The organism is Cupriavidus sp. MP-37, from assembly GCF_020618415.1.
Taxonomy (GTDB): domain Bacteria; phylum Pseudomonadota; class Gammaproteobacteria; order Burkholderiales; family Burkholderiaceae; genus Cupriavidus.
The window spans coordinates 2,060,803-2,084,956 of record NZ_CP085345.1 but is presented as its reverse complement, the minus strand read 5'-3'; the positions used below and the strand labels follow the sequence as shown (position 1 = coordinate 2,084,956).

At 67.6% G+C, this 24,154-nt stretch carries 21 protein-coding genes and 1 pseudogene; 12 read left to right on the top strand and 10 right to left on the bottom strand.

Going from position 1 to position 24,154, the window contains the following annotated elements; translation table 11 throughout:
• Complete coding sequence (locus LIN44_RS25760) at window positions 1-1,551, top strand: TAXI family TRAP transporter solute-binding subunit (protein ID WP_227315071.1); 1,551 nt, start codon at window positions 1-3, stop codon at window positions 1,549-1,551.
• A gap of 27 nt (window positions 1,552-1,578) precedes the next feature.
• On the opposite strand, the gene LIN44_RS25755 is transcribed toward LIN44_RS25760, so the two are convergent.
• Window positions 1,579-1,812, bottom strand: coding sequence for a hypothetical protein (locus LIN44_RS25755; protein ID WP_062803537.1), 234 nt, complete (start codon window positions 1,810-1,812; stop codon window positions 1,579-1,581).
• Window positions 1,813-1,975: 163 nt separating this feature from the next.
• Between LIN44_RS25755 and LIN44_RS25750 the strand changes: the two genes are divergently transcribed.
• The gene (locus tag LIN44_RS25750; RefSeq protein WP_227315070.1) at window positions 1,976-2,449 is read left to right on the top strand and encodes a DM13 domain-containing protein; all 474 of its coding nucleotides are present in this window, start codon (window positions 1,976-1,978) and stop codon (window positions 2,447-2,449) included.
• Window positions 2,450-2,637: 188 nt separating this feature from the next.
• Here the strand turns inward: LIN44_RS25750 and LIN44_RS25745 are convergent, their stop codons facing one another.
• Window positions 2,638-3,705, bottom strand: a complete 1,068-nt coding sequence (locus LIN44_RS25745) for a porin (protein ID WP_227315069.1) — start codon at window positions 3,703-3,705, stop codon at window positions 2,638-2,640.
• 322 nt (window positions 3,706-4,027) lie between these two features.
• Here LIN44_RS25745 and LIN44_RS25740 point away from each other — a divergent pair, with 322 nt between their 5' ends.
• A complete protein-coding gene (locus tag LIN44_RS25740) occupies window positions 4,028-6,658 on the top strand; it encodes a penicillin-binding protein 1A (protein WP_227315068.1) in 2,631 nt (876 codons plus the stop codon).
• A 36-nt stretch (window positions 6,659-6,694) separates the two neighbouring features.
• On the opposite strand, the gene LIN44_RS25735 is transcribed toward LIN44_RS25740, so the two are convergent.
• Together LIN44_RS25735 and LIN44_RS25730 are read right to left on the bottom strand one after the other, a co-directional pair.
• Window positions 6,695-8,026, bottom strand: coding sequence for a DUF1501 domain-containing protein (locus LIN44_RS25735; protein WP_227315067.1), 1,332 nt, complete (start codon window positions 8,024-8,026; stop codon window positions 6,695-6,697).
• Between the two features lie 19 nt (window positions 8,027-8,045).
• Window positions 8,046-9,650: a DUF1800 domain-containing protein gene (locus LIN44_RS25730; protein ID WP_227315066.1), complete on the bottom strand. Its 1,605-nt coding sequence runs from the start codon at window positions 9,648-9,650 to the stop codon at window positions 8,046-8,048.
• 188 nt (window positions 9,651-9,838) lie between these two features.
• On the opposite strand from LIN44_RS25730, the gene LIN44_RS25725 reads away from it, so the two are divergent.
• Both LIN44_RS25725 and LIN44_RS25720 read left to right on the top strand, forming a co-directional pair.
• Window positions 9,839-10,762: a DMT family transporter gene (locus tag LIN44_RS25725; RefSeq protein WP_227315065.1), complete on the top strand. Its 924-nt coding sequence runs from the start codon at window positions 9,839-9,841 to the stop codon at window positions 10,760-10,762.
• Window positions 10,746-11,510, top strand: coding sequence for an AraC family transcriptional regulator (locus LIN44_RS25720; protein ID WP_227315064.1), 765 nt, complete (start codon window positions 10,746-10,748; stop codon window positions 11,508-11,510). Before LIN44_RS25725 ends, LIN44_RS25720 begins: the two co-directional genes overlap by 17 nt.
• A gap of 33 nt (window positions 11,511-11,543) precedes the next feature.
• Here LIN44_RS25720 and LIN44_RS25715 read toward each other — a convergent pair whose 3' ends face one another.
• Complete coding sequence (locus LIN44_RS25715; protein WP_227315063.1) at window positions 11,544-11,993, bottom strand: group 1 truncated hemoglobin; 450 nt, start codon at window positions 11,991-11,993, stop codon at window positions 11,544-11,546.
• Window positions 11,994-12,204: 211 nt separating this feature from the next.
• Between LIN44_RS25715 and LIN44_RS25710 the strand changes: the two genes are divergently transcribed.
• Window positions 12,205-13,008, top strand: a complete 804-nt coding sequence (locus LIN44_RS25710) for a BPL-N domain-containing protein (protein ID WP_227315062.1) — start codon at window positions 12,205-12,207, stop codon at window positions 13,006-13,008.
• Between the two features lie 12 nt (window positions 13,009-13,020).
• Here the strand turns inward: LIN44_RS25710 and LIN44_RS25705 are convergent, their stop codons facing one another.
• Window positions 13,021-14,169, bottom strand: a complete 1,149-nt coding sequence (locus LIN44_RS25705; protein WP_227315061.1) for a hypothetical protein — start codon at window positions 14,167-14,169, stop codon at window positions 13,021-13,023.
• 192 nt (window positions 14,170-14,361) lie between these two features.
• On the opposite strand from LIN44_RS25705, the gene LIN44_RS25700 reads away from it, so the two are divergent.
• Both LIN44_RS25700 and LIN44_RS25695 read left to right on the top strand, forming a co-directional pair.
• Window positions 14,362-14,676: a multidrug efflux SMR transporter gene (locus tag LIN44_RS25700; protein WP_227315060.1), complete on the top strand. Its 315-nt coding sequence runs from the start codon at window positions 14,362-14,364 to the stop codon at window positions 14,674-14,676.
• 201 nt (window positions 14,677-14,877) lie between these two features.
• The gene (locus tag LIN44_RS25695; RefSeq protein WP_227315059.1) at window positions 14,878-16,734 is read left to right on the top strand and encodes an ABC transporter ATP-binding protein; all 1,857 of its coding nucleotides are present in this window, start codon (window positions 14,878-14,880) and stop codon (window positions 16,732-16,734) included.
• Between the two features lie 12 nt (window positions 16,735-16,746).
• Here LIN44_RS25695 and LIN44_RS25690 read toward each other — a convergent pair whose 3' ends face one another.
• Window positions 16,747-17,496, bottom strand: a complete 750-nt coding sequence (locus tag LIN44_RS25690; protein ID WP_227315058.1) for an SDR family NAD(P)-dependent oxidoreductase — start codon at window positions 17,494-17,496, stop codon at window positions 16,747-16,749.
• A gap of 20 nt (window positions 17,497-17,516) precedes the next feature.
• Here LIN44_RS25690 and LIN44_RS25685 point away from each other — a divergent pair, with 20 nt between their 5' ends.
• Window positions 17,517-18,518 (top strand): LysR substrate-binding domain-containing protein, encoded by a 1,002-nt coding sequence (locus LIN44_RS25685; RefSeq protein ID WP_370641700.1) that lies wholly within the window; start codon window positions 17,517-17,519, stop codon window positions 18,516-18,518.
• A gap of 52 nt (window positions 18,519-18,570) precedes the next feature.
• Here the strand turns inward: LIN44_RS25685 and LIN44_RS25680 are convergent, their stop codons facing one another.
• Both LIN44_RS25680 and LIN44_RS25675 read right to left on the bottom strand, forming a co-directional pair.
• A complete protein-coding gene (locus tag LIN44_RS25680; RefSeq protein WP_227316427.1) occupies window positions 18,571-19,071 on the bottom strand; it encodes an Ohr family peroxiredoxin in 501 nt (166 codons plus the stop codon).
• A gap of 325 nt (window positions 19,072-19,396) precedes the next feature.
• The gene (locus tag LIN44_RS25675) at window positions 19,397-20,368 is read right to left on the bottom strand and encodes a GlxA family transcriptional regulator (protein ID WP_227315057.1); all 972 of its coding nucleotides are present in this window, start codon (window positions 20,366-20,368) and stop codon (window positions 19,397-19,399) included.
• Window positions 20,369-20,884: 516 nt separating this feature from the next.
• Here LIN44_RS25675 and LIN44_RS27590 point away from each other — a divergent pair.
• From LIN44_RS27590 to LIN44_RS25665, 3 genes and pseudogenes are all read left to right on the top strand, one after another.
• Window positions 20,885-21,061, top strand: a pseudogene (locus LIN44_RS27590) (hypothetical protein); the annotation flags it as partial.
• Window positions 21,062-21,199: 138 nt separating this feature from the next.
• Window positions 21,200-22,270, top strand: a complete 1,071-nt coding sequence (locus LIN44_RS25670; protein ID WP_255638666.1) for a LysR family transcriptional regulator — start codon at window positions 21,200-21,202, stop codon at window positions 22,268-22,270.
• Entirely contained in the window at window positions 22,267-23,148 is an 882-nt protein-coding gene (locus LIN44_RS25665; protein ID WP_227315055.1) for a DMT family transporter, read from the top strand. The genes LIN44_RS25670 and LIN44_RS25665 overlap by 4 nt, the downstream gene beginning before the upstream one ends.
• A gap of 112 nt (window positions 23,149-23,260) precedes the next feature.
• Here LIN44_RS25665 and LIN44_RS25660 read toward each other — a convergent pair whose 3' ends face one another.
• Complete coding sequence (locus LIN44_RS25660; RefSeq protein WP_227315054.1) at window positions 23,261-24,091, bottom strand: alpha/beta fold hydrolase; 831 nt, start codon at window positions 24,089-24,091, stop codon at window positions 23,261-23,263.
• Window positions 24,092-24,154: the final 63 nt, after the last annotated feature.

Sequence of the window (24,154 nt, the reverse complement as noted above, 5' to 3'; positions counted from 1 at the left end):
ATGCGGCGCCGCGCCCTGCTGACCCTGCTGTTCGCCGTGCTGGCCAGCGCCTGGCTGGCGGGATGCGGCGGCGGCCCGGCCGCCGACGGCATCCGCGCCGGCGTCGAAGAGCGGCTGGCGCTGGCGCTGCCGCCGGGCACGGTGCAGGTGGTGGAGCTGGAGCGCCGCGGCTCGCAGGCCGATACCAAGGCCCCGGCGGGCGAGACGCGCCGCATCGTCTATTTCGATGCGCAGCTCAAGCTGCTGCGCGACTATGACTTCGGCGCCTGGGATTCGCCGGGCGTGGCCGGGCTGGTGTCGGCGCTGGGCGCGGGCCCGCGCGGCATCACCGGCATCACCAGCGGCGGCAACAAGGCCGGCGACATCATCCGCGCCCACGGCACCGCGCTGTACCGGCGCGACGGCGAGCGCTGGGTCGGCGTGCTGCCGGCCGGCTACCGCCCCGCCGAGGCCCCGTCCGTCGCCACCAATGCCCAGACCGGTCCGGCAGCGATCCTCGACGCGATGCGCAAGGTGATCGACTCGGTGCAGAAGGATGCCTCGCCGGCGCAGCGCGCGGTGATCGAGCAGGAGCTGACCACCGCGCACGCCAATATCCGCGCGCGGCTGGCGCGGGTCAACGAAGGCTATGCCATTGCCGCCGGCGCCGAGCACGGCCAGTACCTGCGCTTTGCGCAGGCGCTGGTGGCCGGTACGCGCGTGCGCGCCATCCCGCTGGTCACGCACGGCGGCGAAGAGAACCTGCGCCTGCTGCGCGCGGGCAAGGTCTCGGTGGCGCTGGCGCAGGGCGACGCCGCGCTCGACGCCTACGAGGGCAAGCACGCCTTTGCCGGGGACGGCCCGCAGGCCTCGCTGCGCGCCATCGGCAGCCTCTATCCGGAACCCGTGCACGTGCTGGTGCGCGACGCCGATCCGGCGCGCTCGGTGTCGGACCTGCGCGGCAAGCGCATCGCGGTGGGCGAGCGCGGTTCGGCTTCGCGCGGCACGGCGCTGCGCGTGCTGGCCGCGCATGGCCTGGCGGACAAGGACTTCAAGGCCGAGGAAGTGGGGCTGGGCACCGGCCTGGTGGCGCTGCGCCAGAACCAGGTCGACGCCGTGATCCAGGTGATCGGCGTGCCCGCCGACAGCATCCGCGACGCCCTGGCGGAAATGCCGCTGCGGCTGCTGCCGCTGGACGAAAAAGCGATCAGCGCGCTGGTTGGAGGCAAGGCGGGCTATTTCCGCGCATCGATTGCGCCGGGCACCTATCCCGGCCTGAGCGCACCGGTGCGCACGATCGCCACCGCGGCCGTGCTGGTGACCGGCCCGGACTTGTCCGACGCCGAAGTGGCCGACCTGACGCGGCTGGTCTACCGCAGCGGGCGCGACCTGGTCGCACGCGGCAGCGCCCAGGGCGGACAGATCGCGGTGGCCACGGCGCGCCAGGGGCTGATGATTCCGCAGCATCTGGCCGCGGCCAAGGCGCTGGATGCCATGGGCCCGGCCGGCGCCGCGCCGGGCGCGGCAAGGCCCGCTCGGCCGCCAGCAGCGTCCGGGACGCCGGTCAGATAGGGACGCGGAAGAATGCGCTGGCCGGCTTCAGCGCCGGCCCGATACGCCGTAGAACGTTCCTGCGCGTGGATTAGACACCACATAAGCGTGGCGCTGCGCCCAGAACTGTGCGGTACGGAAGGCTTCGGCCTCGCGCTCGCTCCAATCCGTAGCCAGCAGCGGCAAGGCCTCGGCATCGGTGGTCAGGTAGACGCGCGCCTGGTAGCGCGCGGATTGCATGGTGCCGGTACGGATGGTGCGGATCGTGACGTGGAGGGTCATAGGCAGCTTCTCGACAGGGCAACTACCAGATCATAACCACTTCCATGTGTTGGATTGGTGAAACCGTTGCGAATGTGCCAAGGCCGTCAACCTGCCACGGCGCTGTCAGGTTCCGGCGCCGGCGCCGACATACCGGCATCATCGTGCCCTTCTGGAGCCAGACATGCCTGCCAGGCCCGCCATCCTCGTCGTCACCCACCTCGCCATGCTGGCGATCGGCTTTGCCGCCGGCATCTATGTGCTGCCGATCCTGACGGCGCAGCCTGGGGCCAGCGCCGGGCAGCTGCAGGCGGTATCGCAGCAGGCGCGCTATGCCGGCACCTTCCGCAAGGACCTGGCCGGCAGCGACGCGCTGCACTGGGCCAGCGGCCGGCTCCATGTCTCGCCCAGCGCGCTCGCCTTCGAAGGCAGCGTGGCGCCGGGACCGGATTACCGGATCTACCTGGCGCCGGCGTTCGTCGATAACAAGGAGGCCTTCCTGCGGATCAAGGACCAGTCGCTGCAGGTGGCTGAACTGAAGACCTTCGGCAATTTCACCGTGGACTTGCCGCCCGGGGTGGATCCGTCCCGGTATGCGGCGGTGGTGATCTGGTGCGAGCGGTTCGGGCAGTTTATTGGAGCGGCGGGGTATCGGTAGGGACCGCGGGCAGGCCGCGGAGCCATGGCGCGGACCGATCAGCGAAGCACCCGGCGAAAGGAAAAAAGGGCCGATCAAGGCAACCGGCCCAACGAACCCCGCAAGACAGCCGCAGGTGTCGATATGAGAGTTAAGCACCCGCCCGTGCAGGCATGGGCGCCTGCCGCGCGGGCATCAGATGGCAATACTCAGAAGCGGTGACGCAGGCCGATGGTGGCGCCGGTCTGGTTCTCGCCCGCGACCACGGTGCCCACGCCGTTCAGGCCCAGCGCCGAGCCCGACTTGTTCTTCGAGTAGCCCAGGTTCAGGTACACGTCGGTGCGCTTGGACAGCGAGTAGTCCGCCGACAGCACGAACATCCACGGATCCGCGTCGCTGTTGCGGGTGTCGTTGTAGTACGCCGCGCCGGTCAGCTGGAACGCCGGCGTGAAGCGGTACTGCGCGCCGGCCCAGTAGACGTTGCTGCGGGTCGCGGCCGCGGTGGCGCTGGACACGCCCTCGTCGCGCAGCCAGCGGTAGCCCGCGAACACCTTGGCGCCGCCGAAGGCGTAGGCCGCGCCCACGGCCGCGCGCTTGGCGGCGCGGTCTTGCAGCGCTACCGTGCCGCCCTGGAACTGGTCATAAGCCGCGCCGACCGAGAAGCCGCCCGCCGCATACGACAGGCCGCCGCCGAAGTTGCGGCCGACCTTGGTCTCGCCGGGGATTTCGTTGTTGTCGCGGCCGAAGCTGTAGAAGCCGGTGGCGGTCAGGCCGCCGAACTTGCCGGTGTACTTGACGGCGTTGTCGGCGCGGCCGTTGAAGGCCGAATCGACGCTGTTGAGCGAGTAGCGCGGGCCCACGCCCATCGGGTCGAAGGCGCCGAACAGGTCGTACAGCGCGTTCTGCTGGCGGCCCAGCGTGACCGCGCCCCAGCCGCCCTGGAGGCCGACGTAGGCCTGGCGGCCGAACAGGCGGTTGCCCTGGCCCGAGGTGCCGGTGTCGACGTCGAAGCCGCTTTCCAGCACGAAGATGCCCTTCAGGCCGCCGCCCAGGTCTTCGGTGCCACGCAGGCCCCAGCGCGAACCGGACAGGTTGCCCGAGTTCAGGCGCACGGCCGTGCCTTCGGCGCCGCCGCTGCCCGGCACGTTGCTGATGACTTCGACGCCGGCATCGACGATGCCGTAGAGCGTCACGTTGGACGTGGATTGGGCCGACGCCACCCCGGATGCGGCCGACGCGGCCGCTGCTGCCGTCATTGCAAGGAGAGCTTTCTTCACTGTAGTTTCTCTGTGTTCTGTTTGAGGCACGACACCGCACCGGACCCAGGGCCCCGATCGTCATGGACAGCCATGGCGATCCGGCCCAGCCGGGCAACCCGGCAACGGCGCTTCGTCCGCACGAGTGGCGGCCCCGGCATTGTTGCGGCGCAATATGAAACCTTTGTGACCCATGCTTCGCAGCAGAAAGTGGCGCATCGCCCCCGAATGGGGGTTTTCCCTGTAACGGGTGAGAACGTTTTGGTAGGATGCAGGCTTTTCCGACGACGGTAATGCCAGTGTTCCGTGCCGCCCCGCGCCTGTGCCTCGACCGCTTCGCCTCATGAAGCTGGCTGAGATCAAGACCCGGCTTGCCCCGCTGCTTGCCTCGTTCCCGGCTTCACTGCCTGCTCCCCTCCGTCGAGGCCTGTCACGACTGGCGGCGCGCGCCGCGCGCGCCGGCTTGACTCGCCCCGGCACGCTGCGCCCCACCCGGCGCGGCCTGCTGGCCGGCCTGGCCGCGATTCCGGCGGCGCTGCTGCTCTATGTGCTGGTGCTGATCCCGTTCACGCCGGGCATCAGCGATATCCGCAAGGCCAAGTCCGAGCAGCCGGCGCAGGTGCTGTCCGCCGACGGCAAGGAACTGGCGGTGTTCAAGTGGGCCAACCGCGACTGGGTGCCGCTCAAGCAGATCTCGCCCAACGTGGTGGCGGCGCTGATCTCCACCGAGGACCACCGCTTCTATCAGCACCACGGCCTGGACTGGCGCCGCATTGCCTCGGCCGCGCTGCATACCTTTTCCGGCGACCGCCAGGGCGGATCGACCATCACCCAGCAGCTGGCGCGCAACCTCTATCCCGACGAGATCGGGCGCGCGCCCACGCTGACGCGCAAGCTCAAGGAAGCGATCACCGCGCTGAAGATCGAGGCGCTCTACACCAAGGACGAGATCCTCGAGACCTATCTCAACACGGTGCCGTTCCTGTACAACGCCTTCGGCATCGAGATGGCGGCGCGCACCTACTTCGACCGCCCCGCCCGCTCGCTCGACGTGCTGCAGAGCGCCACGCTGATCGGCATGCTCAAGGGCAACAGCTACTACAACCCGGTGCTCAATCCCGAGCGCGCGCTGGACCGGCGCAACACCGTGCTGGGGCAGATGGTCAAGCGCGGCAAGCTCGACGCGGCGCGCTACGAGCAGCTGAAAAAGCGCCCGCTGCGCATCGACTTCGAACGGCAGACCGAGCCGCCCGGCCCCGCGCCGCACTTTGCGCAGCAGCTGCGCAAGTGGCTGATCGGCTGGGCCGACCGCAACGGCTACGATATCTACGCCGATGGCCTGGTGGTCCACACCACCATCGACGCGCGCCTGCAGGCGATGGCCACGCAGGCCGTGGTGCAGCAGGGCAACCGGCTGCAGGCAGTCGCCAACGCCGCCTGGGCGCCGCGCGCGGGCTGGGCCGCCAACAAGCCGCTGGTGCAGGCCTTCGTGCGCGAGACCCCGGAGTACCGCGCCGCCGTAGCCGCCGGCACCGCGCCGGACGAGAAGCTGCGCCAGCTGATGGCCGACAGCACCTTCCTGCGCGCGCTGCACCAGAACAAGACCCGCATCCAGGCCGGCTTCCTCGCCCTCGACCCGCGCAACGGCGAGATCCGCGCCTGGGTCGGCAGCCGCGATTACACCCAGGACGCGTTCGACCACGTGCAGCAGGCGCGGCGCCAGCCAGGCTCGACCTTCAAGCCCTTCGTCTACGGCGCGGCCTTTGAAGAAGGCAAGACGCCCGACGATACGCTGGTGGACCAGCCGGTGGCCATCGAGCTGGCCGGCGGCGAGATCTGGCGGCCGAGCGACGAAGGCCGCCCCACCGGCCGCGCCATGACGCTGCGCGACGGCCTGGTCTATTCGCGCAACACCATCACCGCGCAGCTGATGCAGGAAGTGGGGCCCGCGCGCGTGGCGCGGCTGGCGCGCAACATGGGCGTGCGCGACAGCCAGCTCGACGTGGTGCCGTCGCTGGCGCTGGGCACCAGCCCGGTCACGCTCAAGGAAATGGTGGCCGCCTATGGCACCATCGCCAATGCCGGCGACTACATCGCGCCGACCATGGTGACGCGCATCGAAGACCGCCAGGGCAATGTGCTGCAGGTGTTCCGCCCCGCGCGCGCCGAGCACGCACTGCCCGCCGCCGCCACGCAAACCCTGCTCGATGTGATGCGCGACGTGATCGACCGCGGCACCGGCGCGGGCATCCGCTCGCGTTTCGGCATCCGCGCCGACGTCGCCGGCAAGACCGGCACCACCCAGGACAATGCCGACGGCTGGTTCATCCTAATGCATCCGGAGCTGGTGGCGGGCGCCTGGGTCGGGTTCAACGACAGCCGCATCACCCTGCGCAGCGACTACTGGGGCCAGGGCGCGCACAGCGCACTGCCGATGGTGGGCGACTTCTACCAGCGCGCCTTGCGCGCCCGCATCATCGACGGCCGCGCGCGCTTTGCCGAGCATGAGGAGACCCACATGTTCGCGTCGCTTGGCACGCAGTTGCGCGGCTGGTTCAGCCAGCTGTTCACGCGCGACAAGGCCAGCGAGACCCCGACCCCGCGCCCGGCGCCGCGCCGCCCGGCGTTGCCGGCACAGGAAGCCGAACTGCCGCCGCCGGCGGGCGCGGCCTCGGCCGTGGCGGCGGACGGTGACCACGATGAGTCCAGCCTGGCGCTGGACCGGGGAGAAACGGTGATAGCGGTGCCGCCGCCGGACCTCAACGCGGGCAGCGCGCCGGTTGCGCCGGCCCCGGCGAATGAACCGGCCCCGCCAGCCATCCTGCCTCCGGCCTCCCCCACGCCAGCGACTCCGCCGGCTCCAGTTCCAGCTCCAACGCCAGCTCCGACTCCGACTCCGGCGCCAACGCCAGCGCCCGCCGCACCGATCACGCCGCTCGCACCCACCATCATTACCCCGGCCGGCCAACGATAGTCGCTGAACCAGGCGTTCCGTCTGCCGGGACGCGCCTCACACCAGGCCGATATCCCGCCCCGCCACCCCCGGAAACACCTGCGCCAGCCGCTCCGCATCCAGCCCGTACAACCTGCGGAACAGCCCGCCCAGCAGCGCCCGGTACTCGTTGCGCACCGGCCAGTCGCGATTCTGGTTGAGCGTGGCCGGTTCCACTGCAATCTGCTCGCCGGCGATGCGGCCGCCGCGCACGGCGCCGCCCAGCACCCAGTAGACCGTGCCGTGGCCATGGTCGGTGCCGCGCGTGCCGTTCTCGCGGAAGGTGCGGCCGAACTCGGACACCACTACCACGGTGGTCTTGCTCCATGCGGGGCCCATCTCCGCGGCAAAGGCCGACAGGCCGCGGCCCAGGTTGTCGAGCAGCCCGGCCAGCTGGCCCTGCGCTGCGCCCTGGTTGACGTGGGTGTCCCAGCCGCCCACATCGATAAAGCCCAGGTTGAAGCGCTCGCGCATCAGCCCCGCCATGCGCCGGGCCTCGATCTCAAAGCCGCGGGCGCTGAGCGCGCGGCGGCTGGCGGCCTGCATCTCCTGCTGGCGCGACGCCATCGTGGCCGGGCCGGCGCCCGCCATGCCGCCCTTGGTCGCTTCCGCCTGCGCCTGGCGCGCGACGGTCTCGCGCAGTTCGAAGCCCTCGTCGATCAGTGACTCGAAGCGCGTGCCGCGATACATCTGCGCCAGTAGCCCGGCCTGGCGCGCATCGAAGGGGGCGCGGCCGGCGCCCTTCAGCGAGACATTGGGCACGTCGCGCGCGCCTGACAGCACCAGCGGCAGCCCGTCGGTAAACGCCACCGGCGCGGCCTCGCCGCCCATGGCCTGGGCCAGCCGGTTGAGGAAGCCGCTGCCGCGCAGCGCGGCCACGGCCCGGCGGCCATCGTCATGGCCAGGGAGGCCGGCCTCGATGCCGTCCTGGGTCTCGAAGTGGCTGCGCGACAGGTCGTGCGTGCCGGCGAACGGCACGAAGGCCAGCTGGCCCTGCTGCCACAGCGGCAGCAGGGTCGGCGCCAGGGCCGGATGCAGGGCCCAGTCGCCGATGCCGCGCGCCGCGCTGTCGGCGCCAAAGGCGGATGCCAGCGCCACCGCGGCACTGGGGTCCGCGTCGGCACCCGGCGCGGGCGGACGGCGGATGGCGATATTGGGCCGCGCCGCGTAGTAGAAATCGCTGCCGGCCGGGACCAGCACGCTGGCGGCGTCATAGCCGCCGCGCAGGAATACCAGCAGGAAACGCGCGTCGGCCTGCGCCGGGAGCGCATAGACGCGCGCGGCGATGGCGGGCAGCGCCAGCCCCAGCGCGGCGCCGCCCATCGTCCTGAACCAGTGTCGGCGTTGCATGGCGTGATCTCCTTTGCCTTCAGCGCTGCATCCATTCGGGCGAGGCCAGCAGCAGGGTGTTCCATTCGGCCTGCGATTGCGCCTGTGACAGCGCGGTGCGCGTGGCGGGGCCGAGGGTGGCTTCGATGGCCTCGTAGTACAGCTTGTTGCCGATGGTCGGGAAGCGCGCGCCGCGCGGCGCGGTGCCATCGCCGGCGAACAACCCCGCCGGCCCCGCGCCGATCGCGCGCGCGATCTCGAAGCGCCTCACCATCTGCCCCGAACTGGCCCACGCGCTTTCGGCCGACGGGTAGCCGTCGGGCGCCACGTGGCCGTACAGCGGCTCGCCCAGCTGGTTCAGCCAGTTCATCACCGGGCGCAGGTTGGCCAGCGGGCGCCCTTCATACGCCAGCCGCAGCGACGACACCACATAGACCATCGGGTCCTTGAACTTGCGCGGGGACGGGTCCGCTTGCCGGTCCAGCTCGGGCGCCAGCAGCATGGTGCGCAGCACCGCGGCGATATCGCCATCGCTGCGCGTAAAGGTCTGTGCCATGCGCTCGACCAGCGCGGGCGGCGGGTGGTCGGCGATGAAATAAGCGGCCAGCCTGGCGCTCACAAAGCGCGCCGTGGCCGGCTCGCGCGCCAGGATCGACACCGCGCGCACCACTTCGTCGAAGCCGGACGGCTCGATGCGCTGGCCCAGCAGCATCTTGGCGCCGAAGTCGTGGCGCGCGGGATTGAACTCGAACAGGCCATCACTGCGGTACAGGCCGGCGCGCGCCGGGGGCAGCTTGGGCGGCGGCGTGCCGCGCAGGTTCACGCCCACGCCGGTCAGCACGCGCGCCAGTTCCTGCACGTCCTGCTGCGTATAGCGCGAGCCGCTGGGCCCGCCGGAGACGCCCAGCGCATGCAGCTCCATCAGCTCGCGCGCGTAGTTCTCATTGACGCGGTTGACGCTGCTCTGGGCATTGTCGAGATAGACCAGCATCGCCGGCGCGGTCACGGTGGCCATCAGCAGGTCGCGGAAACGGCCCAGCGCGTGGGGCCGGATGGCGTGTTCTTCGTAATCGGCCAGCAGCAGCCCGACCTGGCCCTTGCCCGCATAGACGTTGAAATGGTTCATCCAGAACCACGTCATCTGCTCGCGCAGCTGCGCCGGCGAATACAGCGCGCGCAGCAGGTGGCGCCGCGCCACATCGGCGACGATCTCGCGGCCCTGCAGGTTGAGCGCCTGGCGGGCCTGCTGCTTGCTGGCGTCGTCAGGCAGGGCATCGATGCGCTGGCGCGCCTCGCGCGCGGCCTGGACCTGCGCCGCGGCGCCGTCGCGCAGGTTGGGCAAGGCGGCGATGGCGGCCGCCAGCTCGGGCGGGTCGGCCAGCGGCATCGCCAGTTGCTGCGCGAGAAAGCGCTTGCGGCCCAGCCGGCGCAGCGCGTCCAGCGAAGCCTGGTCGGCGCCGTAGGTGACGGTATTGAGCCAGCGCAGGTCGGCAGCGGCTGTGGCGCCACGGCCGTCGCCGTTGCCCGCCACGCCGGGCAGCTGGGCACAGCCCGCCAGGCACGCGGCCAGCGCCAGCGCCGCGGCGGCGCGCCGGGCGGCCAGGCGCCCGCGGCCGGGTGGTTTCGGATGCTGCGCTGGATCCATGTGGTTCACCTCGTCCGGTTCGATCCCCATCCCCATGTTACGTGGCAGGCCCCGGCCGGTTGACGCGGCGACGCCACGCGAGTGTTACCAATGCTTTCAGCGGGCGATTGCCGGATTTGCCAAGACAGCGGCGGCGCGCCGCGCTAGCCTTGCGCTTTGTGCTGTCCTTCCCGCCGCCGCCTGCCCGCATGTCGCGCCCCCTGTCCACGTTCGCCTGGCTGCCCGCCGTGGCTTTTGTCCTGATCTGGTCCACCGGCTTTATCGTCGGCAAGGCCATCGTGCCGCTGGCCGACACCAGCCTGTTCCTGCTGGGCCGCTTTGCCGTGGCCGGACTGATGTTCGTGGCCTGGTCGCTGGCCGCGCGCGCGGCATGGCCGCCGCTGCGCGAGGCGCCGCGCCACCTGCTGGCCGGCGCGCTGATGCAGGGCATCTATCTGTGCGCCGGCTACGGTGCCGTCGCCCGGGGCCTGCCGCCGGCGATCATGGCCCTGCTGGGCGCGCTGCAGCCGCTGCTGACCGCGCTGCTTGCCATCCCCCTGCTGAAAGAGCTACCTTGCAGGCGGACCTGGCAAGGGCTGGCGCTGGGTGCACTCGGTGTCGCGCTGGTGGTCGCCCCGGCGATGCAGGCCGGCCTGCACGGCGCGGCCCGCCCGGTATCGCCGTGGATTGTGCTGCTGGGCGTGCTGGCCATTGTCTCCATCACCATGGGAACCCTGTTGCAGAAGACTGCCATCGCTGCCTGTGACCTGCGCGCCAGCTCGGCGTGGCAGAACCTGGGCGCCATGCTGGTCGCCGCCGCGATGGTGGCGATCCAGGCAGCCGACGCGCCGCTGCACTGGCACGGCGGGCCGGAACTGTGGGCCGGCCTGGCCTGGGCTGCCATCGGCCTGTCCGGCGCCGGCACCTGGCTGCTGGTCAGCCTGGTGCGGCGCGGCCAGGCCGCCAATGCCGCGGCGCTGATGTTCCTGGCGCCGCCGCTGGCCGCGCTGCAGGCCTGGGTCCTGTTCGGCGAGCGCCTCGATGCAGTGCAGATACTGGGCATGGCGGTGGCCGGGGCCGGCGTCTGGCTGTGCCAGACCCGTGGCAGGATGCGGCATGCCGAAGCCCGCTGAAGCGCGCGCCGCGCCGCTGGTCGAGCACCGGCGCTACCGGCCGCAGCCCGAGGGCCACCAGCACGGCTACCACCAGCTGCTGTTCGGCCTGGCCGGCGCCTCCGAGCTGGAACTCGACGGCCATCTCTACCGCGTCGACGACCGCACCGGCCTGATCGTGCCGGCCGGCAGCCATCACGACTACATGGGCTACCAGGGGAACCTGCAGCTGGTCGCGGACTTCCCCGCGCAATCGGTGGCGCTGCCCGCGCGGCTGATGGCGCGTCCGCGCGCGTTCGCGCTGGAGGGCGCCTTTGGGGACCGGGTGCGGGCCCTGGCGGCGGGGCGCACGGCGCTCGCGGCACGCCCGCCGCAGGCAGACTGGCAGCTTGCGGCAACCCTGGCCGCGGCGCTGGCCGACAGCCTCGGCATGCCCGCGGAGCGCGATGTCTTTCCGCTGATGGCCGTCGACGCCTACCTGCGCGCCAACCTGGCCGCACCGCTGCGCGTGCCGGAACTGGCCGCGCATTTCGGCTGGAGCGTGCGCCGCTTCCAGACCCTGTTCGCCGAGGCTTTCGGCGATACCCCGCACCGCTACCAGACCCGCCTGCGGCTGGATCGTGCGCTGCAGTGGCTGTCGAGTTCCCGGCTGCCGCTGGCCGAGATCGCGCTGATGTCAGGCTATCCGGACCAGACCACGTTCACGCGCAGCTTCACGCGGCGCTTCGGGCTGCCGCCGGGGGCATGGCGGGCGGCCACGCGCAGGTGACAACGAGGGTGCTGGCCGCCTTGCGCCACCGGGTTACCGCGAGACAATATCCTTGCGCATCGGCCCCAGGATACTCAGCAACTCCTTCTGCTCGCGCGCCGGCACCTTGAACTTGTTGAGCGATTTCACCAGGTCGTCGACCAGCGCATCGAACTCGTCATTGCTGATGGCCATGCCGGCATGGGCGGTTCTCATATCGCGGCCCGAATAGGTGCAGGGCCCGCCTGAACCCGCGCAGATCTGTTCGACCAGCCTGGTCTTCAGCCGCGGAATATTGGCATTGGCGAACCTGGCATTGATGCGCGTGTCGGTCGCCACGTTGCCGACAAAGTCGTCGACCACCGCGGTAATGGCCTGCATGCCGCCAAGCCGGTCATATAACGACGAAGTCGTGGCAGGCTTGGCACGATCCGGCGTTGCGCAACCGGCAAGCCCCAGCATCGCCGCCACAACAAAACCGCACAGAACAGGCGAGATACGCATGGCTGCCTCCTTCCTTTACCGGTAGATGCGGGATCGGAGCCAGTGCCGCGGCGCAAATTGCATTGACCGCATGCGGGGATAGCGCCGACAGCGCCGGCCTCGGCTGTTTCAGCATAGCAGGTTGGTTCCGCTTTGCTTTCAGGCCGATGACGGCATGGCGCTTTCGATACCAAACGGCTAGAGTCGGAGACGACAAGACACGGATGCGGCCATGCCCAAGCCCCAGATCCTTACCTATGTCGACGCCGGCGCGTCGGACTGGACCGCGTGCCTGATGCGAACCATCGGCCATCAGCTGCCTGCCGGGGCCTATGAAATCCGCGCGGTGATGGCAAGCGAGATCCGGCACGACGCCACGCTGTTCGATGATGCGGTGATGTTCGTCATGCCGGGCGGCGCCGACCTGCCCTATTGCGCCTTGCTCAATGGCGCCCCGAACACGCGCATCCGGCAATTCGTCGAGCAGGGCGGCATCTATCTCGGTATCTGCGCGGGCGCGTACTACGCCTGTCGCGAACTGGCATTCCATGCCGGCACCCGCGGCGCCATCTGCGGCCCGCGCGAGCTGTGCCTGGTCGACGCGGTGGCGGTCGGCTCGCTGCCTGAACTGACCGGCGGCAGGCTCTATGACGGCACGCCGCGCACCACGGCCGCGGTGGAACTGCGGACCACCGACAAGCTGACCGATGTCCCGATGTCGCTTTACACGCATTACCACGGCGGCTGCCGCTTCGACTTCGCCGAGGCTCCCGGCGCCGGGACCGAAATCCTGGCCGTGTATGCGGGCATCGCCGGCACGCCGCCCGCCATCGTCAGCGCACAGGTCGGCAAGGGCCGCGCGCTGCTGAGCGGGGTCCATCTGGAAATCTCGGAGCGGGAGTGCAAGGACGCGCTGCGTGGACACAGCGATATGTCCGAATACCTCCACGTGTGCGACCGGCTGGCGGAAACGGGCGATGCGCGCCTGGCGGTGTTTCGGCGACTGCTGGCGCAAGGTGGGCTGTCGCTTGGCTGAACGGGCGGCACCCTAGCGCGCCACCTTCCCCGCCGCATCCCCGGTAAAGTGATAAAGGTGCGTATTGTCCGGCGCCTCGCTGATCCCCTCGCCGCTCGGACGGAATTCGATATGGCGCTGGAACTTGTCGCTGTCGGCCCGGGCGTCGCGCTCGGCGGCCCGCAGCGCCTCGGCATAGGGCATGGGGTCCTTCGATTTTTCGATTTCCAGCAGCAAGGTCTGTTCGTTGACCCGCACGCTGTACTTGCCGAGATGGAACAGCAGGTACATCGCCAGCAGGTTGTCATAGTCCTGGTACGCCCCGGCCTCGCGGCGGAAGTCCAGCGACAGCACCGAGGGAAAGCGGTCGGGCAGGTCCTTGAAGGCGATTTTTTCTTGCTCTTGCGGATCGACATAGGTCGAGCCGCGGTACTTCTTGTACAGCACCACGTCCATGCCGTAGTTGCGCTGGCCCCATTCCCGGATCAGCTTCATCGCCATCTCGGTCGGGATATTGGCGGTGGCTGCCGCGACCATGCGCTGCCCTGAAAGCAGCGTCGCGCCGGTCACCGCCAGGTCGCGGTAGCCGGCGCCATACTTGAAAGCGGCGCCGATGGTCTTGGCGCAGTTCAGGCGCAGGTAGTCGTAGCGGACCGGCCCGTGGTGATATTCGGTGTTGCTGCGTTGCTGGTGATAGTCGTCGTTGATGCGACGGAAATAAGCGGCCAGCGCCGCCTTGTCCGCCGCCGGCACGCCATAGACACGCACCCCGATGACCGAGCGCTTGTAGATCTCGCCGAAATCGAGCCCGAACGATGCGGTATCGGCAACCGTGGATGCGGTCTTGAACAGATATTCCTGCTTGGGAATGGCGATCATCAGATCGGTGGTGTAGCGGCCGCTCGCGTGCGCGGGGTCGCGGTCGGCGTAGAAGTTGGCCGAGTACACCACCTCGTCCCCCGCCGCATCGTCACGCAAAGCGAGAGCAATATGGCCGGCCGATCCGCCTTTGGAGGTGCCGAAGCTGATCAGCAGCTCCAGGTCATACGGGTCCTCGCGCAGCCGTGCCGCGATCTGTTCGAGGTTGGCGGGCTCCGGCCCGCCCTTGCTGCCGAAGCCGGTGGCCAGCGCCAACCGCGGCAAGAGCAACGCTATCGCGACGAACCACAGCACCAGCCTCATTCTCAGTATTCCCCCCCCCCACTTGTGGGTGTCCCAGGGCATGACCACGACATGCCGACGATACCATGCTGCACGTCGCCAGGGCGCACGGCTGCCCGCGCGAGCCGGTATAATGCTCCGCTTTCGAGGACGACCTCGCCCGCGTTGGGTATGAATGTCCGGGACGGCCCGGCTCTTGATCAAGGAGCCGTCATGGCCTGGATATTTCTCGTCATCGCCGGAGTACTCGAGGTCCTGTGGGCCTACTCCATGAAGCTGTCCGAAGGCTTTTCACGCCCCGGCTATTCGGCCATCACCATCGTGGCCATGATTGCCAGCTTCGCCCTGCTCTCCCTGTCAATGAAAAGCCTGCCGCTCGGCACGGCCTACACCATCTGGACCGGCATCGGCGCCGTGGGCGCGTTCCTGGTGGGGTTGTTCGTGCTGGGTGAACCCGCCAGCGCGCCCAGGGTGCTGGCGGCGGGGCTGATTGTCAGCGGGCTCGTGTTGATGAAGGTGACCTCCTGATAGTTCAGGCATGCGTCGGCTTGTACTGCTGATGCCGCGGCCGTGGTGCGGCGGCTCGACAAGTTCGTCGCTAAATGCACGCCAGCGCCAGGCCCTGCACCGCCTTGCCGACGGGGGTAGAATCTGCGCCTCACACCGAAGAAGGCCGCCCGGTGCGCATGCCGGCTGAATCGCGGGCCTTCTGTCGTTTCGGAGGTCCCCTTGCTGCGCGCGTTCGAACGTCTGCTTGATCCCTTCCCGCCCGACGAGGCACCGCCGCCGCCCAAGGGGCTGGCGGCCTTCCTGTGGGCCTGCACCCGCGGCACGCGCCGCTATTTCGTCGCGCTGGCGCTGCTCAGTGCCGGCGTGTCGGTCTACGAGGCGTGGCTGTTCTCCTTCCTCGGGCAAGTGGTGGATCTGCTGGCGGCGTGGCAGGGTAACCGGGAAGCTTCGGCACAGGAGCAACGCGTGCTGTGGGGGATCGGCATCGTGCTGGTCACCAGCATCGGCCTGGTGGCGCTGCGCACCATGGTGCAGCACCAGGTGCTGGCGATCAACCTGCCGCTGCGGCTGCGCTGGGACTTCCATCGGCTCATGCTCAGGCAGAGCCTGTCGTTTTTCTCCGATGAGTTCGCCGGACGGGTCACCACCAAGGTCATGCAGACCGCGCTGGCCGTGCGCGAGGTGCTGTTCACGTTCATCGAGATCGTGCTCGCCATCGGCGTGTACTTCATCACCATCATCGCGCTGGCGGGCGGCTTCGACTTCCGGCTGATGCTGCCCTTTATCGGCTGGATCGTGCTGTTCGGCCTGGCCATGCTGTACTTCGTGCCGCGCCTGGGCAAGGTCGGGCAGGAGCAGGCCCATGCCCGCTCGTCGATGACCGGGCGCGTCACCGACGCCTATACCAACATCACCACCGTCAAGCTGTTCTCCCACACCCGGCGCGAGGCGCACTTCGCGCGCGCGGCAATGGAGGATTTCAAGGAGACCGGGTTCCGGCAGATGCGCCTCGTCAGCCAGTTCGAGATCGTCAACCAGGCCCTGGTGGTGGGGTTGATCCTGGCGGCGGGCGGCTATGCGCTGTGGCTGTGGCACGGGGCCGAGATCGGCACCGGCGCGGTCGCCGCGGTGACCGCCATGGCGCTGCGCATCAACGGCATGTCGCACTGGATCATGTGGCAGATGGCTTCGTTGTTCGAGAACATCGGCACCGTGCAGGATGGCATTGCCACCCTCACGCACGTGGCCAAGGTGCAGGATGCACCCGGCGCTCCCGCGCTGCAGATCAAGCGCGGCGAAGTGGAATTCGACCAGGTCTGCTTCAACTACAACGGCGAACGCCAGGTGCTCGACGGCCTCAGCCTGACCGTGCGTCCCGGCGAGAAAATCGGGCTGGTGGGCCGCTCCGGCGCGGGCAAGTCCACGCTGATCAACCTGCTGCTGCGCTTCTACGACGTCGACAGCGGCCGCATCCGCATCGACGGGCAGGACATCGCCAAGGTGACGCAGGACAGCCTGCGCGGCGCCATCGGCATGGTCACCCAGGACACCTCGCTGCTGCATCGCTCGATCCGCGACAACATCGCCTACGGCCGCCCCAACGCCACCGATGCCGAGATCCGCCACGCCGCCGTGCACGCCCAGGCCGATGACTTCATCCGCCAGCTGAGCGACCAGCACGGCCACACCGGCTACGACACCCTGGTGGGCGAACGCGGCGTCAAGCTCTCGGGTGGCCAGCGCCAGCGCATCGCGATTGCCCGCGTGATGCTCAAGAACGCGCCCATCCTGCTGCTGGACGAAGCCACCAGTGCGCTCGATTCCGAAGTCGAGGCCGCCATCCAGGGAAGCCTGGACGAAATGATGGAGGGCAAGACCGTGATCGCGATCGCCCACCGTCTCTCCACCATCGCCGCCATGGATCGCCTGATCGTGATGGACCGGGGGCGCATCATCGAGCAGGGCACGCACGCCGAATTGCTGGCGAAGAACGGCACCTATGCGCGCCTGTGGCGGCACCAGAGCGGCGGCTTCCTGGGTGAAGAGCAGGACGAGGTGTCCGAATCGGTTCAGTAGGCGTCAGCCATGTCAGGTCAGCGCGATCCCGCCATCGACGCGCAGGTTCACGCCGGTGATGAAGCTGCCTTCGCCGCTGGTCAGCATCAGTGCCGCAGAGGCAATCTCGTCGGCACGCCCAAGGCGACCAAGCGGAATGGCACTTGCCACGCCTGCCTCGAAAGCGGGCCTGTCATCCGCGGCAACGCCGAGCTTGGACAGGATCGGCGTATCGATGGGACCCGGGCTGATGACGTTCACCCGGATGCCACGCGCCTTGAACTCGAGCGCCCAGCTCTGCGCAAACGCTTCGATCGCCGCTTTGGTCCCTGCATAGACGGCGTGCCCATCGAGTACCTTGGCGCTGGCAATCGAACTGACAAGCAGGATGGAGCCGCCATCGCGCAACACCGGCACGATCTTCTGCACGCCGAAGAACACACCTCGCGTGTTGGTGGCGAACTGTGCGTCGTATTCGTCGATGTCAACCTGGCCGGACGGCCTGATCTGGTTTATGCCCGCGTTGGCCACGTAGATGTCGGCCCCGCCAAACCGCGTGGTGACCTCTGCCGACACACGATCATGCGTGGACAGATCGGCGATATCGCCGGTCAGGCCAAGCGCCCGCGGTCCCAGTTCGGCTACCGCCGCGTCAACGGCGTCACCACGCCGGCCAACGATGAGCACCTGGGCCCCCTCGTTGACGAACCGCCTTGCCATCGCCAATCCTATGCCGCTGTTCCCACCCGTAATGACCGCGACCTTTCCTTCAAGCTTGCTCATCGTGTACCTCGACATTCCTGTTGGATGAGGTTGAAAATCTAAGGGATCCGTCGCAAGCGGGGCAGTCCTACAATGGACGCATGACTTGTGCCACATTGTCTTCTATGTCGATAGAACGTCTCCATGGCCTTTCAGCCTTTGTCCGTGCGGTGGAAGCGGGTTCGTTCACCGGTGCTGCCAGGCTCCTCGGCACGACGCCATCGGCCATTTCGAAGAGCGTGTCGCGACTTGAAGCCAGGTTAGGCGTGAAGCTCTTTCACCGATCTACCCGCGCCTTCGCATTGACCGACGAAGGGGCCGTCTTCTACCGACGCGTCGCGCCGCTGGTACGGGGACTGGAAGAAGCAAGCGAGGGGTTGGTCGCGCCATCGGAGACGGCGGTGGCAGGTCATCTTCGCATCAGCATGCCGGGCGATCTGGGCACTACCTTGCTGGCCGCGATCGCGGCGAAACTAATGCCGCGCCATCCGCGTCTGTCGCTGGACGTCAGCTTCAGCGACCAGCACGCCGATCTGATCCGCGAGGGGTTCGACGTGGCCTTTCGCGCCGGTCACGCAACTGACAGCGGCCTGCATGCACGGCACCTGACAAACCTTCCTCTGGTGCTCGTGGCGTCGCCTGCGTACCTGGAAAGTTACGGGGAGCCTCGCACGGCGGCGGACCTGCTGCACCATCGCCATGTGCGTTATCGGCTGGCCGGACAAGTCATGCCGGTCACGCTTGCCGACGGCACGCGGCTGCAGACAAAGGGATCGTTCGATGCCGACAATGGCGCCGCGATGCGCACGGCGGCGCTCAACGGCCTCGGTATCGCGCAACTGCTGCAGCTCTCCGTGCAGGCTGATCTCGATGCCGGCCGGCTGCAGCGCGTCGTGCCCGCCCTGGCGCTACTCGCGGTACCGCTGCAGGTGCTGCACGGCTTCGGCCGCCGTATCCCGGCGCGCGTAAGCGTACTGGTGGACTTTGTCGCAGCGGAGCTTGCCGGCCAGGCGGAACGCTGGGCAAACTCTGCCCGCCAATAGGCAGCCTTCAATTCGGGTATGTCGGCTGGGAAGACCTAGAGGTTTCATGCAGTCAGTCGATCACGCTCACGACGCTGTGAATGCCCTCGCGAGCCATCTTGGCGTAAGGACAAAGACGCTCGGTGTTGCGTACCAGTTCCTCGGCCTGGCGCCGCTCTACGCCCGGCATGCGGACGCGAATCTCGGCAATCAGCGCGTAGCCGCCATCAACGGGATCGCGGCCGAAGGACACCTCGACCGCCACCGTCGCCCGGGTCGTGTCGACCCGCGCGCGTCGGGCAAGAAGACTCAGTGCCCCGTGAAAGCAGGCGGCATAGCCCGCGGCGAAAAGCTGCTCGGGATTGGTACCGCTGCCGGGGCCGCCCATCGCCGCGGGCAGTCGCAGGTCGAGGATGAGATTGCCATCGTCGGACCTTGCCATGCCGGACGCCCGGCCATGCGCGGCCTCGCCTCCGGACACCGTGACCGTCGTGGTGTACAGCGCCAAGAATCCCTGTCCCCGATATCTGTCGAGCAAGGTCAATGGCGGAGGCTGCAACCGCTCGCTATCCATCATCGTCTCCGCCTTTTCTTGTCTGACGAATCCCTTCCCGTAGTGGATGTGTCCAAGCCGTGCCTCGCCGTCCGGCACAAGCGCGCCCTCCTGACGTGCTGCCGAAACAGAGCGACGCCGGACCTGCCACGATGGCGCGCTTGTCGCCGGTCGCCGGTCGCCTGCAGGCAGCGCTGCACGAGGTGACGCATCTCCATGCAGGCAAGTGGAGCCTGACCACGGTACCTGCATGCTACGTGTGGCCGCGGGCCGGCACCAGACCGGTGCCGGACCCACGGTGTTTCCTTTTCCGCATCAATCGGATCCGGGAGCGGAGCGAGCGATCCTAGCGGTTGACCTTCAGCCGGTACTCACTTGGAGACAGTCCAAAGTGGCGCTGGAACGTCACGCGCATCCGCTCTTCGCTGCCGAAGCCGCACTCGCGCGCGATGACGTCGAGCGGCCGACCCGGATCCTGCAACTGCCGCCGCGCCGCTTCGAGCCTGAAATGCTCCACGCCTTTGGCCGGCGTGCGCCCCGTCTTTTCCTTGTAGATGCGCGCAAAATTACGCGGACTCATGCCGACACGGTCGGCAAGCTGTTCGACGGACAACTCCTGCGTGGAGAGGTTCTGCAGGATCCACAAATGCAGAGATTCAAACACCGGCACCTGCCGGCTCTGGGAGATCAGGATCTCGCTCAACTGCGGCTGGGCTCCGGGGCGTTTCATGTAGACCGCCAGCTCCTTGGCGGAATTGAGCGCGACCTCGTGTCCGTAGTCGGCTTCCACCATCGCCAGGGCCAGGTCGATGCCGGTGGTCACGCCGGCCGACGTCCAGAGGTTTTGCTGCTGCACGAAGATCGCGTCGGGATCGAGGTCCACAGTGGGGAACAATGCGCGGAACCGGTCCAGCATGGCCCAGTGCGTGGTGGCGCGCTTGCCGTCCAGCAAGCCCGCGAATGCCAGCAGGAATGCACCGCTGCACACAGAGGCCATGCGCCGGATCCTGCCCGACGCCGTTGCCAGCCAGTCGATCAGCGCCGTCTCGTTCTTCGCGACCTCAAGAATCGTGGGTGACCCCGGTACGATCACCGTGTCGACGACCCGCAGGTCGAACGACGCCAGGGACACCGAACTCATTGCGGTGCCCTCCACCGTTGCAACCATTCCACCGGTGAAGCTGGTGGTGTGGCACCGGTAACCCGCCATCCCGCGCGCCCGCGCGTAGTTGGACGCGGCCCAGAACACGGTCTGCGGTCCGGCGAGATCGAGCAGGCTGACATCGGGATACGCCACGAACAGGATGTTGCGCGGCATGTCTTCAATGTTCTCTGAGGTGGGGAGCGACTGATGTTGAAGCATGAGAGGAATCGCGGGCATCGAGCGATGCTATGCCAATAGGGCAATCCCGCGCAAGCCGGTGCCCGGACCATAACAGGACGGCCAGCGGGCGCTGCTGCACGACGGCAATCTCCCCGGTACATGCCTGTCGCTCGACGGCCTCGCGTATCGATAGTGCTGTCATCCTCGGCTTCCGTATGTCACATCCGGTGGCATCGCACGACTCTCAGGCATAGGCCAGGCGTCCCGGGTCGGTCAGTCCGGCGGGTGTCGTGGCGACAGGGCAATGTGGCCGCGAGTCTAGTGCGCGCGTGGGTGCGTCACAAGGGAGTCCGGAGCGCAACGCCGTTTCCCGAAATGCACCAATGCCGGATGACATTGTCGTGACGTGACCCGGACGGCCGGCAGCCTGGCAGAAAAAATGGGATCGCTGTCATTTACGGTCTATTAAGCGCTCATTACCATGGGGACACACCACGGCAGACACGCCAAATGATCCTGCACCTGGCCGCCGACACGCACGACGCCGTCGTGGCGGTCAGCGACCGTAGCTGCGGCTTTGCCGGCGACGCCGTGCTACGCCTGTGCGACGCGTTCTATACGACCGGGGATGGCGGGGTGGGGATGCGACTGGCAATCTGCCAGCGCATCGTGAGCGGCCCCGGCGGCAGCATCCGTGTGGAATGCCGGCCCGGTGGCGGCGCACGCTTTTCCGTGCGCCTGCACACCGCCAGGCTCCGGCGGCCATTGAGCGCCGCTCGCAAGACAGCCGACACCAGGCAGCGCAATGCATTGGGGAAAAAACACATGGAATCGACGCAACAGGCGGGCGTATTGGACCGCAGTTTCCGCATCAGCCCGCCGAATCGCTCTGACGCGCTGTCGACAAGCTTTGCCGCGAGCTACGCGGGGATCATGGCATTCATGGCCGTGGCCAGCGAAGGCAGCTTCGCCAAAGCCGGCGAGCGCCTCGGCATCGGGCGATCGGCCGTGAGCCGCAACGTGCAAAAGCTGGAAACACAGTTGAGCACCAGACTCTTCCTGCGCACCACGCGCACGACACAGCTCACGCGCGAAGGTCAGCGCTTCTTCGAGAACTGCCACAAGGGCGTCACGCATATCGTAGAAGCCATGAACGACATGCTGGAGTTGCGCGAGGGCCCCCCGCGTGGCCAGCTGCGCATAAGCGCCACCGTGGGTTTTGGCCGAAAGGTCGTGGCACCGTTGCTCGACAGCTTCGTCAAGACCTATCCGGACATTGCCATCGACCTGCTGCTGGATGACCGGCCGACGGACTTCGCATCGGCGCAGATCGATGTCGCATTCCGCAATGGGCGGATCGAGGATTCCAGCATCATCGCCAAGCAACTGATCCCGATGCAGATGGCACTATGCGCGGCGCCGTCGTATGTGGCGCGGCACGGACTGCCGGAGACACTGGACGACCTGGCACACCACGAATGCATCAACTTCCGTTTCTCCAGCGGGCGCATCTTCGAATGGGAGTTCAAGGTCGACGGCATCGTGCGCAAGGTCCTGCCCAAGGCGCGGATGACATTCAACGATGCGGACCTCGTGCTGCACGCAGTGCTGCAAGGCTGGGGGATCGCACAAATGGCCGGCTACCAGATCCGGGATCATGTCGCAAACAATGAACTCGGAATCGCCTTGGCCCGGCACGCGCCGGACGATCGCGGCCATTACATCTGCTACCTGAGCCGCCAGCACCTTCCCACACGTATACGCGTGTTTATCGACTTCATGACTGACCGGATCCGCGCTCTCGGCATCGACTTCATGACGAATTTCAACGGGGAAAACCCCGGGGCGTTTTCAGCGCCCTCACCGATAACCCGCATGACGGGAGCAGCGGCATGAGCATGCTGGCCTGGATCTGCGCGACCGGCGCGATTCTGCTTTGGGCGTCGTTCGCCACGCTGGTGTCGTACGTGCCAGACTTGCCGCCGCTGTTGCTGACCGGGCTGGCACTTTCGGCGGGAAGCCTCACCTGCCTGCATCGCGTGCGCGCCTGGCGCGTGCCGTTTCGCACGCTCGCATTCGGCGTGGGGTGCCTGTTCATCTATAACGCCGGCCTCGTCATGGCCTTCCGGATGGCACCGATCGTGGAGGCGAATCTCATCAACTATCTGTGGCCGCTGATCCTGGTACTGCTGGGCACAACAGCCTGGCGCGGAACAGAATGCGCTGCCAGCCTGCTTGGCGCCCTGCTGGCCTTTGCCGGCTGCGTCATTGCCATCACCTCCGGCTCGGGCGCAGTGGCGTTCAGCAGCGATCACGCCGCCGGCTATGCCCTCGCATTGCTCGCAGCCTTCGTATGGGCCGTCTATTCGCTGGGCACGCGCTGGTTGCCGCCGTTTTCATCGTGGGCGACGGGCGGCTTCTGCCTGGGCGCCGGCATACTGGCCCTCGCCAGCCACCTTGCATTCGAACCCCGCACCGCAATATCCGCCGCCGACATGGGATGGGTACTGGCGATCGGCCTCGGACCGCTCGGTGTCGCCTTCGTGCTTTGGGACGTTGCGATGCGAGGCGGCAATGCCGCGCAAGTCGGCATTCTCGGCTACGCCACGCCCGTACTGTCGATGCTCAGCCTGGCGTTGGCCGCGCGGGTGACGGACCGAGACTGGTCGTCAGTCTTCCTGGCCAGCATACTTATCGCGGCAGGAATCGCCATGGCGGCGAAAGGACCTGAGGCATTGCGGCGCATGACGAGCGCGACCCCATGCGAGCGCTGAGGTGGGTGACAATATACTGAATGTCCTCGATCACCCCCCGGCATAGGCCAGGGGGCAACTATTGCTGGTCCGCGTCGAAGCAGACCAGGCAGCTGTCTCCGGCTTCGGCCGATCAGGCCTTGATGAAGTTCGCCAGATCAGTGTTGATGACCTCCGCCTGCGTCGTCGGCATGCCATGCGGGAAGCCTTTGTAGGTCTTCAAGATGCCCTTCTTCAAGAGCTTGGCCGACAAGGGTCCGGATTCTGAGTAGGGGACGATTTGATCGTCATCGCCGTGCATCACCAGCACTGGTAAATTGATTTTCTTCAGATCCTCGGTAAAGTCGGTCTGCGAAAACGCCACGATGCCGTCGTAATGCGCCTTCGCGCTACCCATCATGGCCTGCCGCCACCAGTTCTGGATAACGCCTTCCTGAGGCTTTGCGCCCGGCCGGTTGAAACCATAGAACGGCCCCGCGGGAAGGTCCCGGAAAAACTGCGCCCGATTGGTGGCCGTCTGCAATTGCAGGCCGTCAAACACCTCCCTCGGCAGGCCTCCCGGATGGGATGACGTCTTGACCATGAGCGGCGGAACCGCCGCAATCAGGCAGGCTTTCGAGGCCCGCTTCTCGCCGTGTCGCGCCAGGTAGCGCACAACTTCGCCACCGCCAGTGGAGTGGCCCACGTGGATGGCGCCCTTGAGGTCAAGATGCGTTACCACTGCTGCCAGATCGTCGGCATAGTGGTCCATATCGTGCCCTTCCCAAACCTGCGACGAGCGGCCATGCCCGCGCCGATCATGGGCAATGACGCGATAGCCCTTGGCCAGGAAGAACATCATCTGGGCATCCCAATCGTCGGAACTCAGCGGCCATCCGTGAGAGAAGACGATCGGCGTGGCATCGGCAGGTCCCCAGTCCTTAAAGAATATCTGGACACCGTCCTTGGTAGTGACATAGTTCATAGCGAAATTCCTTTGTGAGGTTGCCGCGCTGTTCGGCGCGGTGGACGTCTTCGAAGCAGCCGT